The 16,484-nt window shown below is 60.5% G+C and carries 16 protein-coding genes; 10 read left to right on the forward strand and 6 right to left on the reverse strand.

Translation table 11 applies throughout. From position 1 onward, the window contains the following. Positions 1–239 precede the first annotated feature (239 nt). The 4 genes from PMI03_RS19765 to bmt all read left to right on the forward strand — a co-directional run bounded on the left by PMI03_RS19765 (position 240) and on the right by bmt (position 4,606). Positions 240–1,238: an ABC transporter substrate-binding protein gene (locus tag PMI03_RS19765; RefSeq protein WP_007696765.1), complete on the forward strand. Its 999-nt coding sequence runs from the start codon at positions 240–242 to the stop codon at positions 1,236–1,238. 245 nt (positions 1,239–1,483) lie between these two features. Then, positions 1,484–2,395, forward strand: a complete 912-nt coding sequence (locus tag PMI03_RS19770) for a proline/glycine betaine ABC transporter permease (protein WP_007696767.1) — start codon at positions 1,484–1,486, stop codon at positions 2,393–2,395. Further along, positions 2,388–3,440: a glycine betaine/L-proline ABC transporter ATP-binding protein gene (locus PMI03_RS19775; RefSeq protein WP_007696770.1), complete on the forward strand. Its 1,053-nt coding sequence runs from the start codon at positions 2,388–2,390 to the stop codon at positions 3,438–3,440. Before PMI03_RS19770 ends, PMI03_RS19775 begins: the two co-directional genes overlap by 8 nt. A 152-nt stretch (positions 3,441–3,592) precedes the next feature. Next, positions 3,593–4,606, forward strand: coding sequence for a betaine--homocysteine S-methyltransferase (gene bmt / locus PMI03_RS19780; protein WP_007696779.1), 1,014 nt, complete (start codon positions 3,593–3,595; stop codon positions 4,604–4,606). A gap of 87 nt (positions 4,607–4,693) precedes the next feature. Here the strand turns inward: bmt and PMI03_RS19785 are convergent, their stop codons facing one another. The 5 genes from PMI03_RS19785 to PMI03_RS19805 form a co-directional block, all read right to left on the reverse strand. Then, positions 4,694–6,538 carry an FkbM family methyltransferase gene (locus PMI03_RS19785; RefSeq protein ID WP_007696781.1) on the reverse strand — a complete coding sequence of 615 codons (1,845 nt, stop codon included), beginning with the start codon at positions 6,536–6,538 and terminating at the stop codon, positions 4,694–4,696. A 61-nt stretch (positions 6,539–6,599) separates the two neighbouring features. Beyond that, positions 6,600–8,057, reverse strand: coding sequence for a glycosyltransferase (locus tag PMI03_RS19790; protein WP_039974361.1), 1,458 nt, complete (start codon positions 8,055–8,057; stop codon positions 6,600–6,602). 104 nt (positions 8,058–8,161) lie between these two features. Continuing rightward, the gene (locus tag PMI03_RS19795) at positions 8,162–8,902 is read right to left on the reverse strand and encodes a phosphodiester glycosidase family protein (RefSeq protein ID WP_007696787.1); all 741 of its coding nucleotides are present in this window, start codon (positions 8,900–8,902) and stop codon (positions 8,162–8,164) included. Positions 8,903–8,978: 76 nt separating this feature from the next. After that, positions 8,979–9,668 (reverse strand): 4Fe-4S dicluster domain-containing protein, encoded by a 690-nt coding sequence (locus PMI03_RS19800; RefSeq protein ID WP_007696789.1) that lies wholly within the window; start codon positions 9,666–9,668, stop codon positions 8,979–8,981. Between the two features lie 104 nt (positions 9,669–9,772). Further along, positions 9,773–11,353, reverse strand: coding sequence for a trimethylamine methyltransferase family protein (locus PMI03_RS19805; RefSeq protein WP_007696791.1), 1,581 nt, complete (start codon positions 11,351–11,353; stop codon positions 9,773–9,775). A 260-nt stretch (positions 11,354–11,613) separates the two neighbouring features. Here PMI03_RS19805 and PMI03_RS19810 point away from each other — a divergent pair, with 260 nt between their 5' ends. Further along, complete coding sequence (locus PMI03_RS19810; protein ID WP_012651716.1) at positions 11,614–12,315, forward strand: cobalamin-binding protein; 702 nt, start codon at positions 11,614–11,616, stop codon at positions 12,313–12,315. A gap of 66 nt (positions 12,316–12,381) precedes the next feature. Here the strand turns inward: PMI03_RS19810 and PMI03_RS19815 are convergent, their stop codons facing one another. Beyond that, positions 12,382–12,540, reverse strand: coding sequence for an entericidin A/B family lipoprotein (locus tag PMI03_RS19815; protein WP_007696798.1), 159 nt, complete (start codon positions 12,538–12,540; stop codon positions 12,382–12,384). 19 nt (positions 12,541–12,559) lie between these two features. On the opposite strand from PMI03_RS19815, the gene PMI03_RS19820 reads away from it, so the two are divergent. The 5 genes from PMI03_RS19820 (at position 12,560) to PMI03_RS19840 (ending at position 16,483) form a co-directional block, all read left to right on the forward strand. Continuing rightward, positions 12,560–13,198, forward strand: coding sequence for a DUF1638 domain-containing protein (locus tag PMI03_RS19820; RefSeq protein WP_007696801.1), 639 nt, complete (start codon positions 12,560–12,562; stop codon positions 13,196–13,198). 240 nt (positions 13,199–13,438) lie between these two features. Then, the gene (locus PMI03_RS19825) at positions 13,439–13,741 is read left to right on the forward strand and encodes a virulence factor (protein ID WP_007696804.1); all 303 of its coding nucleotides are present in this window, start codon (positions 13,439–13,441) and stop codon (positions 13,739–13,741) included. Further along, positions 13,734–14,312: a methylenetetrahydrofolate reductase C-terminal domain-containing protein gene (locus PMI03_RS19830; RefSeq protein WP_007696806.1), complete on the forward strand. Its 579-nt coding sequence runs from the start codon at positions 13,734–13,736 to the stop codon at positions 14,310–14,312. Before PMI03_RS19825 ends, PMI03_RS19830 begins: the two co-directional genes overlap by 8 nt. A gap of 3 nt (positions 14,313–14,315) precedes the next feature. Next, the gene (locus tag PMI03_RS19835; protein ID WP_007696807.1) at positions 14,316–15,422 is read left to right on the forward strand and encodes a methylenetetrahydrofolate reductase; all 1,107 of its coding nucleotides are present in this window, start codon (positions 14,316–14,318) and stop codon (positions 15,420–15,422) included. 95 nt (positions 15,423–15,517) lie between these two features. After that, the gene (locus PMI03_RS19840) at positions 15,518–16,483 is read left to right on the forward strand and encodes a methyltetrahydrofolate cobalamin methyltransferase (RefSeq protein ID WP_007696811.1); all 966 of its coding nucleotides are present in this window, start codon (positions 15,518–15,520) and stop codon (positions 16,481–16,483) included. Position 16,484 lies beyond the last annotated feature (1 nt).

A 16,484-nucleotide genomic window follows, 5' to 3' on the forward strand; every position in this document is an offset into this window, starting at 1 on the left:
TGATTTCCCCCCTCAAATCATTAGGCTGCCTCACGTCGATGTGAAGAGAGCATGGCTGCGACAGGGTTTCGCGGCCGCATAAAAAGCAAACGCACGACAGCAGCATAGGGGACCGGACAGACGTCGTCAGCGGCGCGTGAACGGTTGTGGTTCGACCACGCTGACGGGGGATCGGCAGGCGTCAAGTCTGCCTGATGCCGATTTCCGTAACTTAACGAGAAACTGGGAGACGTAATCCAATGAAGAAGCTTATCGCTTCCGCCATCTTCGCAGTCGGTGCCTATGCTTTGGCTGGCTCGGCACAGGCTGCAGAATGCGGCGACGTGTCGATCGCCGAAATGAACTGGGCATCCGCCGGCGTCGCCGCGCAGGTCGACAAGATCATCCTGCAGAATGGCTACGGCTGCAACGTAACGCTGGTCACCGGCGACACGCAGCCGACCTTCACCTCCATGAACGAAAAGGGCACACCCGACATCGCGCCCGAACTCTGGATCAACTCGGTGCGTATCGCGCTCGACAAGGCCGTTTCCGAAGGCCGCCTGATCGAGGCGGCGCCGCTTCTGAGCGACGGTGGCGTCGAAGGCTGGTGGATTCCAAAGTTCCTCGCCGACGCCCATCCCGACATCAAGACCGTCCAGGACGCTTTGAAGCATCCGGAACTCTTCCCTGCCCCGGAAGATCCCTCGAAGGGCGCCGTCTACAATTGCCCGTCGGGCTGGAACTGCCAGATTTCCACCGCCAATCTCTATAAGGCGACTGGCGCCGAGAAGCTCGGCTTCACGCTGGTCGACACCGGCTCGGCCGCCGGCCTCGACGGCTCGATCGCCAATGCCTTTGAAAAGAAGACTGGCTGGCTCGGCTACTACTGGGCGCCGACAGCCATCCTCGGCAAATACGACATGGTGCGTCTGAGCTTCGACGTACCGCACGACAAAAAGGAATGGGATGCCTGCACCTCGCAGCAGGATTGCGCCACTCCGAAGGTCAATTCCTATCCCGTTTCCGAGGTCTATACGGTCGTGACCAAGGACTTCGCATCCAAGGCAAGCGTTGCCATGGACTATGTCAAGACCCGCAAATGGGACAATGGCACGGTCGGCAAGGTTCTGGCCTGGATGACGGATAACCAGGGTACCAACGAAGACGCGGCAAAGTACTTCCTGAAGACCTACCCCGACATGTGGACCAAGTGGGTTTCCGCCGATGTGGCGACCAAGGTCAAGGCGTCGCTCTGATAGGAAACGCCGAAACTGGCGGCAGGCGCTCTGTCGGCTGCCAGTTCCGCATTCGCAACGGCTCCAGCAACGCTCATATACCGACAGGTCGGCACGGCCCAAGGTCGCAACAAGTCCAGAATGGCGCCTGCGAATGATGTAAAAAGGAAAAGGCAGCCTGAAGAACCGGCTCAGTGTTGCTGTACCAGCCGGCGTGAAAGCCACACGCACGGGCTGGACAACAACCGGGCAAGAAGGGGAAGTCCATGGCTATTCAATGTAGTTTCTTGCCGGATGTTTTGTGCAATTTTCCGGCGATCGACGACACGCTGATCCGCCTCGCGCGCAAGAACATCGATGACGGCTTCAGGGCGATCGTGCGCTCCTACGGCAATATCATCGATACCGTGGTGCAGCCGCTGCAATGGTTTCTGAACCATCTGGAATGGCTTTTCACCAATACGCCCTGGTTCATCGTGATCCTTGTCATGATGGGCGTCGTCTATGCCGCCAGCCGCAATCTCAAGATCGTCGCCGGCACCGCCATTTCCATGATCCTGATCGGCGTCTGTGGTCTCTGGGGCGACACGATGGTGACGCTCGCCATGGTGACCGTCTGTACCCTCATCGCCATCGTCATCGGCCTTCCGATCGGCATATTGATGGCCCGCTCCGACCGGCTGCAATCGATCATCAATCCGACCCTCGACGTGATGCAGACGATGCCGAGCTTCGTCTATCTCATTCCCGTCGTCGTCATTTTCGGCATCGGCAAGGTGCCGGGCCTGATCGCCGTCGTCATCTACGCCGTCCCGCCGATGATCCGCCTGACCAATCTCGGTATCCGCCTTGTCGACAAGGAAGTGCTGGAAGCGGCCGACGCCTTCGGCTCATCGCACCGGCAGAAACTGTTCAACGTGCAGATCCCACTTGCCTTGCCCACTATCATGGCCGGCATCAACCAGACCATCATGATGTCGCTCGCCATGGTCGTCGTCGCATCGATGGTCGGCGTCGGCGGGCTCGGCAAGAACACGCTGCAGGCCATCAACAACCAGTTCTTCACCGTTGGCTTCCTCAACGGCTTCGCCCTGGTCGCCATCGCCATCATTTTCGATCGGACGAGCCAGGCCTATGGCAGACGGCTCCAGAAGCACTCGGAGGTCATCCATGGCTAGTCACGCGATCCAGATCAAGAACCTCTACAAGATCTTCGGCCGGCGCGGGCGCGACTATGTGGATGCGGTCAAGAACGGCCTCGGCAAGGCCGAGCTCAACGAGACGCATGGCCATGTCCTCGGCCTGCAGGATATCAACATCGACATGCCCGCCGGCGCCATCACCGTCGTCATGGGCCTCTCCGGCTCCGGTAAGTCGACGCTGATCCGCCATATCAACCGGCTGATCGAGCCGACGGCCGGCGAGGTGCTCTATGACGGCGTCGATGTCTGCAAGATGGGCGAGAATGCCCTGCGCGAGTTCCGCCGTCACAAGACGGCGATGGTGTTTCAGAAATTCGCCCTGCTGCCGCACCGCACGGTGATCGAAAACACCATCTACGGCCTGGACATCCAGGGCGTTTCCCGCCCCGAGAGCGCGAAAAAGGGCCAATACTGGATCGAGCGCGTCGGCCTTAGAGGCTTCGAAAATCATTATCCGAATCAGCTTTCGGGTGGCATGCAGCAGCGCGTCGGCCTTGCGCGGGCGCTGACCAACGACGCCGACATCCTGCTGATGGACGAGGCCTATTCCGCGCTCGACCCGCTGATCCGCGTCGACATGCAGAGCGTGCTTCTCGATCTGCAGAAGGAATTGAAGAAGACCGTGGTCTTCATCACCCACGATCTCGACGAAGCGCTACGCCTCGGCGACAAGATCGCCATCCTGCGCGACGGCAAGGTCGTGCAGCAGGGCAGCGGCCAGGAGATCGTGCTCAGACCCGCCGACGACTACATCACCGCTTTCGTCAAGGAGGTGAACCGTGGCCGCGTCATCCAGACCCAAACCGTCATGAAGCCGATTGCCGGCGAGCCCCACGGCCCGCGCGTGCCGGGCGACATGACGCTCGAAATGGCGGCCAAGCAGATGACCGACAACGCGCAGAACTCGGCCGTCGTCACCGATGCCGCCGGCCGGCCGATCGGCACGATCGACCTGCAAGGCATCATCACCGCCATGGTGACACCGACGACGCATGAAACGACGAGAATGGCAGCAGCCTGAAATCAATCACCGTCGCAAGTGGAAAGCGCCCTGCCCGGGCGCGTTTCTTCGACATCGGATCATCGAGCAAGCTCTGCCTTCATCCCGACATTGCGATCACATAAAGAAATGTTTATATCTGCATTTCAATCTAGAACATCCGAGGAGGCCCTATGACCGTCACAGCCAATCCCTTGACCGATCTTCTCGCCGAAAAGGGCGTGCTGCTCGCCGATGGCGCGACGGGCACCAATCTCTTCGCCATGGGGCTGGAGGCCGGTGAAGCGCCGGAAATCTGGAACGAGCAGCATCCAGAGCGCATCACCAAGCTGCATCAGGATTTCGTCGATGCCGGCGCCGATATCATCCTCACCAATACGTTCGGCGGCACGCGTCACCGCTTGAAGCTGCATCATGCGCAGGATCGCGTTCACAGCCTGAACAAGACGGCGGCGGAAATCGCCCGCGCCGTTGCGGACAAGGCCGGCCGCAAGGTCATCGTCGCCGGCTCCGTCGGCCCGACCGGCGAGCTACTGGTGCCGCTCGGCGCGTTGACCTACGAGGATGCCGTTGCCGCCTTTGCCGAACAGATCGAAGGCTTGAAGGCAGGCGGCGTCGATGTCGCCTGGATCGAAACCATGTCGTCGGCGGAAGAAATCCGCGCCGCGGCTGAAGCCGCCGTCAAGGTCGGCCTGCCCTACACCTATACCGGCTCCTTCGACACCGCCGGCAAGACCATGATGGGCCTGCATCCAAAGGATCTCCATGACGTTGCCAAGGACGTCGGCGAGGGTCCGCTCGCCATGGGCGCCAATTGCGGCGTCGGTGCATCGGATATTCTCTCGAGCCTGCTCGACATGACCGAGGCTGATCCGACTGCCACCATCATCGTCAAGGGCAATTGCGGCATTCCCGAATATCGCGGCGCCGAAATCTATTATTCCGGCACGCCGCCGCTGATGGCCGACTACGCACGCCTTGCCCGCGACGCCGGCGCCAAGATCATTGGCGGCTGCTGCGGCACGTCCTGTAACCATCTCGCCGCCATGCGCGAGGCGCTCGACAATTACACACCCGGCCCACGCCCGACGCTGGAAAGCATCATCGAGCGCATCGGCCCGCTGCGCAACAAGACCGCCAATGAAGGCGGAGCCGCACCGGCACGGGAGCGCCGCCGCCGCGGCTAAGGTTCGCCGATATGGAAGCCGGCAGAGACATTACGGCCGGTTTCCGCCGCAACCCGAGTTCCGTGCCTGACGGCTATCTCGGGCGATTTATGCCTCCGACAAAGCTGCCGTGGGCAGGAAACTTGCGGGAGATGTGTTCGGTACGAACCATTTCTCCCATTCGCCGGCACCCGCCAATTTCAGTTCGTTGCCGCCGCGAAGAGTCCAGGCTTTGACCCGCCCCGCATGCCTCGACAGCAATTCGAAATAGGCGGACGCATTACCGCCGCTGCGAGCGATGAGATGCACCTCGCAGAGAAACTCCGGATGAAGCGTCACATTGCGCATGGCCTCGGTTTCATGATCGCAGGTGACGAAAACCACCGGATCGCGCTCGCGCCCGGCGACTGCCAGGATGAACTCCACCAGCCCGTCGGGACGGTCAGCATCCACGAGATAGATGATCGACGAGGCATTCTCCGCATCTGAACTCAGGAGCGAGATCGGATATATCGCCGACAGAACTTCGTCCTGCTTGCTCGAACTGTCATAGGCCGACCCCGTGCCGGCTGCCGATTGCGCATAGATCGTCGCGCGCGGCACCTCTATCGACTTCAGCCAGCCGTCGTTGCGCGGCACGACATAAGAGGGAATACCCCGGCAATGCAAATACTCCGTGAGCCAGATGTCCGCCATATTGCGATGACGAAAATCGGCGAGCGTCATTTGCACCACGCTGGAGTGGAAAGCGCTGGTGCCGGTCGCGGCAACATGGACCCGGCGACGCCGCATCAGGGCGCGCTCATAGTGGAAGACGGCACGACTGCGATCCTTGTAGTAGCCGTGGCTCGGCTGCAAGATGATCGAACCATGTACGCTGACAACGGCTTGCCCTCGTAATTGCGCCAACTCGCCAACCATGCGGGCGACGAAATCATCGGGATAGATAATATCGTCGTCGCAGCTGATATAAATGGCGTCCTTGACCTGCTCCAGCCCCCAGAACTTGCCGGCATCGCCATAGCGGCTGCCATCGGTGTCGATGAAATGCCGGATCTTCGGATGTTCGGCAATGAAGCGTGGCGCTTCGGTGAAGCCGTTGAGATAGACATAGAGCCGATCGACCTGCGGCAAAAGGGACATGACGGTTGCTCGCAACGCGACCTCGTTGCCGGCGACCGTCGCCATGCCGGCAACGATCTCCTCCGTCGGCGGCAGGGCAGCGACGTGCATGGGATCGATCGCCTGGATGCGCTTTTCCGGATAGGCATCCGCAAACTTCGCTTCGAATAGATAGGTCGGCGTTTCGTTGTAAACCTTGATCTTGCGATAGCCGAGTGGCCGCAAAACAGCCTCGACATCCTGCAAGGCCTGCGCCGTCGCCGCTTCGACAAGCAGCTTCGGGCTGCATCGCTCTATCGTGCCGATGGCGCCGCGCAACACGTCCACCTCCATGCCCTCGACATCGATCTTGATCAGGTGCACATGCTGCCCCCGAGCGATGTCGTCAAGGCGAGCTACCGGAACCTGCCCGTCGGCCGTAACCATGACGCGGGCCATTCCCAGCCGTGAGGAATCCTCTTCAATGACATTTCCCATGCCCGCCTCGGCACCCAAGGCTATCGGCTTGATATCGACACGATCCTGCAAGCCGTTCAGACTTACGTTCGCCCGAAGAATATGCAGCGCTTCCCCATTCGGCTCGATTGCCAGTATCCTGGCACCGGCAACAGCGCTGAAGAACAGCGTGTGATTGCCGATATTGGCGCCGACATCGATCACGAAGGCATCCTCCGGCAAGGAGGATCCGATATCTTCCAGCATCGCCCGCTCGTAGAACGCGTGGCTCTGCAGGATGATCCTCTGGATATGATCGTTCGGATTGGGAAGGTGGAACCGGACCGGGGTCCGGTAGCTGTTCACTTCGCAGGCGACCGTGGCTTGCAGAGTCATCGCGGTTCTTTCCAACGTGCAGAGGTTTATCGAAAATATGTCGGCGCGTTCAAGTGCATCATCAGCGGCCGCCGATGACCATCAATCCGCTACCGCCGATGGCATTAAGGCAGAATTTCAGGCCGGAACTGACGCTGGCCCAACGCTTGGCAGCCATCGCCTCGGTGGCGCTGTCCTGGGCGAAAAGGCAGAAGCTGAAGCCGCGCGGCGAAAGGTTGTTTGCCAGCGCCGGCAGGGCGACGAGTGCGCTCTCGGCCGGATAGGACGTGTTCCACAGGTCCACGACCACCAGATCGAACTTGATGTCCTCGCTGATCTGCCTTGTATCCGGAAAGACGGCGGAGACCTCTTCGAAATTTATGTTGGCCGCTTCGGATTCGATGATGGAAATGCCCTCGGTCAGACCGCTGGCAACGAAGCGGGCTTCCATATCGCCGACTTGCTCCGGCGAAAGACACAGGCAGTTCAGCCCGGCATCGAGGCCGGAGAGAATGGACGCCAGCGCCAATGCCGAACGCGGCGCGCCGATGTGCAGAATATTCGGAGTATCCCCCCTGCTCAGGGCCGCACGGCGAAGCGCCCAGATCTGCATCGGCGTCAACGGATTGCGGCCGGCGACCGATTGGGCGTCGAGCAAAGTCGGGTAACCGGCGACGAGGATACCGCCCGCAGTCTCCTGCCAGGCATCCGCAGCTGCCACGACGGGCGCACGGCTTTCGACGAAATCCGCAACGGCGACAGGCGCAGCGACGGCAGCGTTTGCCGGCCGGGTGAGCGGCAGCGGCGGCTTGTTGAATGCTTCCTGTGCAGACCGCTGCTGCGTGGTGGAATTCAGCCCGCGTGACTGCGGATCGAGATTGTGATGCGAATAGGGATTGGTCGCCGTGTAACGATGGGCATTGACCGGGATAAACTCATAGCGTCGGGTCTGATCGAGAATGGGCAGGGCAAGGGCGATGTCGCAGGCCGCCATGAACCATTGTCCGGCATCGTCACGCAAATAACCCTCGGGCACATTATCCAGCAGCGAGGCGCGGAAACTGAAGAGATGGCTGGTCTTCCAGCCCTGCCGGCGCGGCGAAAGGTTGGGATCGAGAGCGCCATTGCCGCCGACCCCGCCGCCATCGGTGACGAAATTCGTCCAGACGACATCCTGCCCACCGGCATAGCTCTCAGACATCCGCTCCAGAATGTTGGGAATGATCAGCTGGTCGTCGCCGTCAAGCATGGCGATGAACTCGGCCATCTTGGTGCACGGCCTCAGATGCTCCCAGACGTTGCGCGACTTTCCGAGCCGCGTCTCGTTGCGGATGAAGGTGTGGCGATTGGGGAAAAGATCTTTGAGGAGTGCCGCTGCGATAACACCGGTGTCGTCGTCGGAGCGATCGTCGATAAAGAGAACGTGCAGATCATCGAGCGTCTGCCTGGAGAGGCTCGCCAGGGATTGCCTGACATACATTTCGCAATCGCGCGCCGTCATGAAGATCAGCGCTTTTGCCTCACCTGCAATTTCCGTCATCGATGTTCGAAGCCCCAATCCGACAATCCGCATCCGAAGGATAAACTCCCTCTGCGATGTGGATTAGCGATTGTGGCTGGTTCCAACCTTACGCCCCGTTGCACTCAGCCCGGCAGCGATTGCGTCACCGCGATGATCGGACCGAGCGGGAAGAGGCCATCCCGCCTTTGCCATTCCGGAATATCGAGGCTGGAGATACTGCCGTCGAGGAAAAGCGCGTTGGCGCAGCCGAGTTCGTCGCGGAACAGGGTTGCGAAATCATGGAAGCGGACGAAACCGTCAGAGACGGCAAAGACGACCTTGCCATCCGCTGAGACGCCAACGCCATTGCGCGTCTTGAAACTGGTGCTATCGGCAAGGAACGACGGATGCAGCTTGCCGTCGATCACCAGCATCGGCCCGGATTGCGTTGCGTAGAAGGGCTTGACGCCGGAGGCAAGGAAGGCCTTGCTTTCCATGATGCCGGCACGGCCTGGCTGGATATAGAAAACGCCGTTCGGCAGGAGATGAAAATTGCCCCAGCCCTTGTTGGTGTTGATCGCCTTCAACTGCTTACCTGCCTCGACGTAGAGGCCGACTGGCGAGAGATCGTCCTGATACATGCCGCCATTCATCGCGAAACGGACAAAGAGGCGGTCCTGGGCGAGATCGCTTTCCAGCGCCCGGAACGAACCATAGGGCTTGCCGCTGTGGTCATATTCATAAAGCTGGATGCCGTCGATGGTGGGATCGAAGGTGCAGACGGTGTAGCTGTCGCCAAGATGCAGAACCTTGCGGCAGGCCTCGTCGGCAAAGACCGTCGTGGCGCAGGCAAGAATGGCGAGCACGGTCAGCAATCGAATCAAGCGACAACTCCAGAGAAATTTTAGTTGCGCCAAAGCGCATCGCAAATGCGGCGAAAGAAGGAATCGCCTCGCCTTTCTAAGGTTGGAGCGCCGCCATGTGAAAGGCAAGCTGCGCCGGCGAATAGCGATAGCTGGCTCCCACGGGACAGGCGTTACGCGCCAGACAGCCGCCGATCATACAGCCAACTTGCCCCATATCCGTCCGCAGATGCGACCGACAGCCCGCAACGTCGAATCCAACGGATGTGACTGCATCGACGGGACAGGCCGTCAGACAAGGTTTTTCAGCACAATGATCACAAGGATGCGCAACAACCTCGGCTGGCTCCCCTGCATCGACGGCATCGGCAAACCCCAGAGCACCACGATAGCCATGCCACAGGCCGTATTCCGGGTGGATCAGAATGCCGAGCGGCGATGCGCTCAAACCTTCCGCCTTCATTGCCCATCGCTGAAATGGCTGCCAGGGCGGATCGGAGGGGAAATAAGCGGTCGCGCCCAAGGCTGCGGCAATCGGCTGGATGATTGCTTTCGACCAGTCGTCGAGTGGGTCGCGACATCCGGTATTTTCGGACAACTGCCACCAGCGCGAAAACGGCTGCCAGATCGAACCACCGATATTGCCGAGCAAAATGACGCTTCGTGCCGGTGTCCCGTCGCGCAGCAACGGCCCCTCGCCGTCGTCAAAACACACCATGCCACGAACAAAAACTCCGTGGACGCCAAGCGCCGCACGGAGTTTTCCAATCATGGGCGAGCCGCTCATCACCGCGGCCCCTTATATTCATAATGCGGTCGCCAGACTTCCTTCTGGATAAGATCGGCAACACGTACCGCACCGCCTTGCTCCCTGGCGGCATCGGGCTCTCTTCAGGTGAAGGCGTCCGGCATCGAATCCTTGCGCTTCTGGACATAGGCCAGCAGCGCCTCGTCGATCGCGGGATCGAGCGGCGGAGCTTCGTAGTGATCAAGCCAGGAGCGGCAAAGCGCATTGGCACGCTGCTCGACACGCTTCTGGCCTTCGATTTCCCACTGCTCGAATGAGTTGTTGTCGGCGAGCGCCGAACGATAGAAAGCGCTCTGGAAATTCGCCTGCGTATGGGCGCAGCCGAGATAGTGGCTGCCGGGGCCGACTTCGCGGATCGCGTCCAGAGCCTGGCCGTTCTCGGAGAGATCGACACCCTCGGCCATCTTCTGCATCATGCCGAGCTGATCCTGGTCGATCATGAATTTCTCGTAGGAGGAAACCAGACCGCCTTCGAGCCAGCCGGCCGCATGCAGCACGAAATTCGTGCCGGCGAGCAGCGTCATGTTCAGCGTATTGGCCGATTCATGCGCCGCCTGCGCATCCGGCACCTTGGAGGCGCAAAGCGAGCCACCGGTCCGGAACGGCAGGCCGAGACGCCGGGCAAGCTGGGCCGAGCCATAGGACACCAGCGACGGCTCCGGCGTGCCGAAGGTCGGAGCGCCCGACTGCATCGAGATCGAGGCAGCGAAAGTGCCGTAAAGCACCGGCGACCCCTTGCGGATCAGCTGCGTGAAGGAGGCGCCCGCCAGCACTTCGGCCAGAATCTGCGTCAGCGTCCCTGCAACAGTCACCGGGCTCATGGCGCCGGAAAGGATGAAGGGCGAAACGACCGAAGCCTGGTTATGACGTGCATAAACCTTCAGCGCACCGAGCATGGTCTCGTCGAACACCATCGGCGAGTTGGCATTGATCAGGTTCAGCGTCACGCAATTGTTTTCAACAAAATCGTCGCCGAAGACGATCTTCGCCATGGCGATCGTGTCCTCGGCGCGCTCCGGCGCGGTGACCGAGCCCATGAACGGCTTGTCGGAATATTTGATATGGCTGTAGATCATATCGAGGTGGCGCTTGTTAACGGGCACGTCGACCGGTTCGCAGACCGTACCGCCGGACGAATGCATCGACGGCGCCATATAGGCAAGCTTCACGAAATTGCGGAAATCCTCGATCGTCGCATAACGGCGATTGCCTTCGAGATCGCGGACGAAGGGCGGGCCATAAACCGGCGCGAAGATCGTCGCCTTGCCGCCGACATGGGCGTTGCGGTCGCTGTTGCGCGCATGCCAAGTGAATTCCTTCGGCGCAGTTTTCAGAAGTTCGCGGCAAAGCCCTTTCGGGAAATGCACCCGCTGACCCTTGACGTCGGCACCGGCGTCTTTCCACAGCGCCAGCGCTTCAGCGTCGTCACGAAACTCGATGCCTATTTCCTCGAGTATGGTGTCGGCGTTGCGCTCGATGAGCTGCAGACCTTCCTCGTCCAGTACCTCATAGACGCCGATCTTTCGGACGATATAGGGAAGTGACGGACCCGGTCCGCCGCCGCTGCGCGACGCTCGCCGCGCGGCCGCACCCCTGCCCTCGCCGCGCGAACGCCGTCCGCCACCATCGCCGCCCGCGGCCGGTTGCTCAATGATATCGTCCATGATGCTTCCTCACTCCTCCGCATGAATGCGTCTATTCTGCTCCATGCTACCCTATTCCGTCGCATGGACATTCCTTTATGCGCCAGCGACTAGCATAGGACAGACATGCGCGCAGCGATATCGCCTCATCTCCATCCGTCGCGAATTATCCGTGCAGCGTCGCTTTCGAAAAGAGTTTTGTCATCGTTGAGGTTTATCGCTTAATGAGGCAGTATTTTATACAAGCTTCCGATGCACTGCACGAAAATGGGATGGAGCGCATGTCTGACGACGAAATCATTCTCGCGGAACTTTCTGATGAGGAACTCGTGCAGCAGATGCATGACGACCTTTACGACGGACTGAAGGAGGAGATCGAGGAAGCCACCAACATCCTCCTCCAACGCGGCTGGACGCCTTATGATGTCCTGACGCAGGCACTCGTCGAGGGCATGCGTATCGTCGGCATCGATTTCCGCGACGGCATTCTCTTCGTTCCCGAAGTGCTGCTGTCCGCCAATGCGATGAAGGCCGGCATGTTTATCCTGCGGCCGCTGCTGGTGGAGACCGGCGCGCCGAAGCTCGGCAAGATGGTGATCGGCACCGTCAAGGGCGACATTCACGACATCGGCAAGAATCTCGTCGGTATGATGATGGAGGGAGCCGGCTTCGACGTCATCGACCTCGGTATCAACAATCCGGTCGAAAACTATCTCGATGCCATCGAGCGCGAACAACCTGACATTCTCGGCATGTCGGCGCTGCTGACGACGACCATGCCCTATATGAAGGTCGTTATCGATACGCTCAAGGAAAAGGGCATGCGCGACGATTACGTCGTTCTCGTCGGCGGCGCGCCGCTGAACGAGGAATTCGGCAAGGCTGTCGGCGCCGATGCCTATTGCCGCGATGCGGCCGTGGCGGTTGAGACCGCCAAGGACTTCATGAAGCGCAAGCACAACAGCATGGCTGCACGAGCCTGATTGCAGCGAATTCCAAACTGGCGACAACCGAAAGGTTGTCGCCGGCCTATTGGCATCCCAAATTGGTTATTGGGCAGCCTTCTTGACGGTATGACCGGCATCTTCCGTCGCGTTGACGGCATTGGCCGTATCCCTGCCCACACCACGAATTGTGTTGGCGCATGAAGCCAGCAGCATAAGAACAGCGCAGGCGGCGGCGATTTTGGTGAATGTCGGTGAAGTCATGATCGGGAACCCTCTCGGAATGGATATTGATCGGCAAAAGGCGGAGAAAAAGCCTCCGCCCAAGAAACGCACAACATCGCAAAAGGTTCATGTGATCGCGTGCGGAGCAATCGCGCGCGAGATACTGGCGGTCACCAGAATTAATAGTCTCGATCACATTGACCTGCACTGTCTTCCCGCGATCTACCATTCCTACCCACAGAAGATCGCACCCGCCCTGGAAGAAGCGATCGCAAACGCACGCGCGCGCGGCTTCGAGACGATCTTCATCGGCTATGCCGATTGCGGCACCGGCGGTGACATCGACAAGATCTGTGAGCGCGAGGGTATCGAACGCCTCTCCGGCCCGCACTGTTATTCCTTCTTCAGCGGCAACGAGGCCTTTGCCGCCCGCGAGGATGATATCACCTCGTTCTTTCTCACCGATTTCCTCGCCCGCCAATTCGAAGCTTTCGTTATCGTACCGCTTGGCCTCGACCGGCATCCGGAGCTGCGAGACATGTATTTCGGCAATTACCGCAAGGTCGTCTATCTCTCGCAAGAAGAGGATCCGGCACTACAGGAAAAGGCGAAAGCCGCGGCCGCCTTTCTCCGCCTGGACTACGAATATCGCTTCACCGGCTATGGCGATCTCGCGCGTGAATTGCTGGCTGTCTGATTACGACATTCCATCCCATATCGCCGCTTGCGGCCTCCCTGCGATATCGCCATGCTGGGCACCATCGAAGGCGTTGAATCACGGCCTAAAACACTTGCCACCTTGCGTGACGGCGAAGTTTACTGCCGTTTGTGAAGGTGCTTTGGATAGAGCGTCGTTTTTCGGCATGTGCCGCGTCGTGGCAAGCGCAGTCCCGGGGTGGACGGACGTGCATTCTTGATCAAAGAGGAGAACTTCTGCATGGCGGATCGCATTGTCGTCTATTGGCGGGATATTCCGGCCCAGGTGATCATCAAGAAGGGGCGGCAGGCGGCGAAGCGTGAGCTCTCTCTGCGCTTCACCGAAGCGATCGACATGTGCGCCATGCGTACCGGCGCCGCCGAGACAGACGATTATCTGGCTGAATGGCGCAAGGCCGATCCCGTACCCGTCTCCGACGATCTGGAAGCCGAGGCCGACAAAGCCGCAAGCGAGCTCGAAACCGCCTATGACCGGGAACGTCTCATTGCGCTGGTAAAGGCCGGGGGCCGCGACAATGGCTGATCCCGCCCTGAAACCGGGCAATGCCGCCCCGGGCGCGAAAGCTGCCAGCGGCGCCTATACGCCCGCCGGCGTCTCGCCGAACCGTCGTGCACGGCGCAAATACACCGTCCGCCTCTGGGCCGTGCGCCATTCGCGCTTCCTCGAATGGTTCTACCGCCGCTTCGCCGATGCTTTTCTGCTGCTGCATCCACTCTGGAAGAAAATCGGTTACGAGCGCATCGAACGTCCCATCACCTTTGTCGAGCGCAATGTGAAGGGCTTCCTCTTCGACTGTCGCATGTGCGGCCAATGTGCGCTGTCATCGACCGGCATGTCCTGTCCGATGAACTGTCCGAAGCAGTTGCGCAACGGCCCCTGCGGCGGCGTGCGCGCCAACGGCAATTGCGAAGTCGAGCCCGACATGCCCTGCGTCTGGGTGCAGGCCTGGAATGGCTCGCGCAACATGGCCTATGGCGATGCGATCTTGAACGTGCAGAAGCCGGTGAATCAGTCGCTACGCGAGACTTCTTCCTGGCTGCGTGTGACGGCGGAAGCCGCCGCTGCCCGCGAAGCGGCAAGCAAGGAATCCTGATCGATGGCGCATATCGATGAAAATCCGCTGGGCGCCCATCTGCCGCTCGATCCCTTGCCCGGCCATTCCTCGCTGGGACGCCTGGAGCGCGTGCTCCGTCGCGGCGAATTTGCCGTCACAGCCGAGCTGAACCCGCCTGACAGCGCCAACCCGGAAGATGTCTATGAGCGCGCCGCCATTTTCTCCGGCTGGGTCGACGGCATCAACGCGGTCGATGCTTCCGGTGCCAATTGCCACATGTCCTCCGTCGGCATCTGCGCGCTGCTGACGCGTATGGGCTATGCCCCGATCATGCAGATCGCCTGCCGCGACAAGAACCGCATCGCCATCCAGGGCGACGTGCTGGGTGCTGCCGCCATGGGCGTCTGCAACATCATGTGCCTGACTGGCGACGGTGTGCAGGCCGGCGACCAGCCAGGCGCCAAGCCGGTTTTCGATCTCGATTGCATGTCGCTGCTCGAAACCGTGCGCGTCATGCGCGACAATGCGAAATTTCTCTCCGGCCGCAAGCTGACCTCGCCGCCGAAGGTCTTTCTCGGAGCGGCCATCAACCCGTTTGCGCCGCCCTACGACTTCCGTCCCTATCGGCTGGCGAAGAAGATCGAGGCCGGCGCTCAGTTCGTCCAGAGCCAATATTGCTACGATGTGCCGATGTTCCGCGACTACATGAAGAAGGTCCGCGATCTCGGCCTGCATGAAAAATGCTTCATCCTGGTCGGTGTCGGGCCGCTGGCCTCCGCCAAGACTGCCCGCTGGATGCGCTCGAACGTGCCGGGCGTGCATATTCCGGATGAGATCATCAAGCGTATCGAGGGCGCCGAGGATCAGAAGAAAGAGGGCAAGCAGCTCTGCATCGACATCATCAACGAGGTGAAGGAGATCGAGGGCGTGTCCGGCGTCCACGTCATGGCCTATCGTCAGGAAGAATATGTTGCAGAGATGGTGCATGATTCCGGCGTGCTGAAAGGCCGCCGGCCGTGGAAGCACGAGGCCAACCGCACCGACGCGCTGGTCGCCGAGAGACTGGAACGCATCCGCGAGGGCAAGGAAGAGAACCAGCAGGAAATGGCCGAAGCCGCCGCTCACCATCCGCCGCATCAGACGCATTGAAATCAAGCGGCGGGCGGAGGAGCCCGGCCCGCTTGTAACCCCCATCGCGGCACGATAGATCTTCTCTATCGTGCCAACTGACCAGAGGATCAGACATGACGCGCACCATCGTTGCATCCGCCACCCGCGAAATCATCATCGGCTTCGATCAGCCCTTTTGCGTGATTGGCGAACGCATCAACCCGACGGGGCGCAAGAAGCTGGCGGCCGAGATGATCGAGGGTAATTTCGATACCGTCATCAAGGATGCGCTGGAACAGGTGGCAGCTGGCGCGACCATGCTCGACGTCAATGCCGGCGTCACCTCGGTCAACCCGAACGAAACGGAACCGGGCCTGCTGGTGCAGACGCTGGAAATCGTCCAGGGCCTCGTCGATGTGCCGCTGTCGATCGACAGCTCGGTGACAGCTGCCATTGAGGCGGCGCTGAAAGTCGCCAAGGGCCGGCCGCTGGTCAACTCCGTCACCGGCGAGGAAGAAAAGCTCGAGGCCATCCTGCCGCTGATCAAGAAATACGATGTGCCGGTCGTTGCCATCTCCAACGACGAGACCGGCATCTCCATGGACCCGGACGTGCGCTTCGCCGTCGCCAAGAAGATCGTCCAACGCGCGATGGACTACGGCATCAAGCCTGAGGACATCATCGTCGACCCGCTCGTCATGCCGATTGGGGCGCTCGGCGACGCCGGCCGCCAGGTCTTCGCGCTGCTGCATCGCCTGCGCAACGAGCTGAAGGTCAACACCACCTGCGGCCTCTCCAACATCTCCTTCGGCCTACCGCACCGCCATGGCATCAATGCCGGCTTCATCCCGATGGTCATCGGTGCGGGCATGACCTCGGCGATCATGAACCCCTGCCGCCCGCAGGAAATGGAAGCGGTGCGCGCCGCCAACGTGCTGAACGGCACCGACGCCAATTGCACCAACTGGATCATGACCTACCGCGACTATAAGCAGGCGGAAGGTGGCGTCGCCCCGACCGCAGCTGCTCCGGCGGCTGGTGGCGGTGGTCGGCGTGGTGGGCGCGCGGCACGAGCCGGCGCAAGCGCAGCGAGGGAATAGC

Source organism: Rhizobium sp. AP16 (assembly GCF_000281735.1).
In the GTDB taxonomy this organism is placed as follows: domain Bacteria; phylum Pseudomonadota; class Alphaproteobacteria; order Rhizobiales; family Rhizobiaceae; genus Rhizobium; species Rhizobium rhizogenes.

Excerpts from the sequence above, each read along its gene's own strand:
- PMI03_RS19765 (WP_007696765.1), top strand. The coding sequence starts at position 240 with ATGAAGAAGCTTATCGCTTCCGCCATCTTCGCAGTCGGTGCCTATGCT.
- PMI03_RS19770 (WP_007696767.1), top strand. The coding sequence starts at position 1,484 with ATGGCTATTCAATGTAGTTTCTTGCCGGATGTTTTGTGCAATTTTCCG.
- PMI03_RS19775 (WP_007696770.1), top strand. The coding sequence starts at position 2,388 with ATGGCTAGTCACGCGATCCAGATCAAGAACCTCTACAAGATCTTCGGC.
- bmt (WP_007696779.1), top strand. The coding sequence starts at position 3,593 with ATGACCGTCACAGCCAATCCCTTGACCGATCTTCTCGCCGAAAAGGGC.
- PMI03_RS19785 (WP_007696781.1), bottom strand. The coding sequence starts at position 6,538 with ATGACTCTGCAAGCCACGGTCGCCTGCGAAGTGAACAGCTACCGGACC.
- PMI03_RS19790 (WP_039974361.1), bottom strand. The coding sequence starts at position 8,057 with ATGACGGAAATTGCAGGTGAGGCAAAAGCGCTGATCTTCATGACGGCG.
- PMI03_RS19800 (WP_007696789.1), bottom strand. The coding sequence starts at position 9,668 with ATGAGCGGCTCGCCCATGATTGGAAAACTCCGTGCGGCGCTTGGCGTC.
- PMI03_RS19805 (WP_007696791.1), bottom strand. The coding sequence starts at position 11,353 with ATGGACGATATCATTGAGCAACCGGCCGCGGGCGGCGATGGTGGCGGA.
- PMI03_RS19810 (WP_012651716.1), top strand. The coding sequence starts at position 11,614 with ATGTCTGACGACGAAATCATTCTCGCGGAACTTTCTGATGAGGAACTC.
- PMI03_RS19815 (WP_007696798.1), bottom strand. The coding sequence starts at position 12,540 with ATGACTTCACCGACATTCACCAAAATCGCCGCCGCCTGCGCTGTTCTT.
- PMI03_RS19820 (WP_007696801.1), top strand. The coding sequence starts at position 12,560 with ATGGATATTGATCGGCAAAAGGCGGAGAAAAAGCCTCCGCCCAAGAAA.
- PMI03_RS19825 (WP_007696804.1), top strand. The coding sequence starts at position 13,439 with ATGGCGGATCGCATTGTCGTCTATTGGCGGGATATTCCGGCCCAGGTG.
- PMI03_RS19830 (WP_007696806.1), top strand. The coding sequence starts at position 13,734 with ATGGCTGATCCCGCCCTGAAACCGGGCAATGCCGCCCCGGGCGCGAAA.
- PMI03_RS19835 (WP_007696807.1), top strand. The coding sequence starts at position 14,316 with ATGGCGCATATCGATGAAAATCCGCTGGGCGCCCATCTGCCGCTCGAT.
- PMI03_RS19840 (WP_007696811.1), top strand. The coding sequence starts at position 15,518 with ATGACGCGCACCATCGTTGCATCCGCCACCCGCGAAATCATCATCGGC.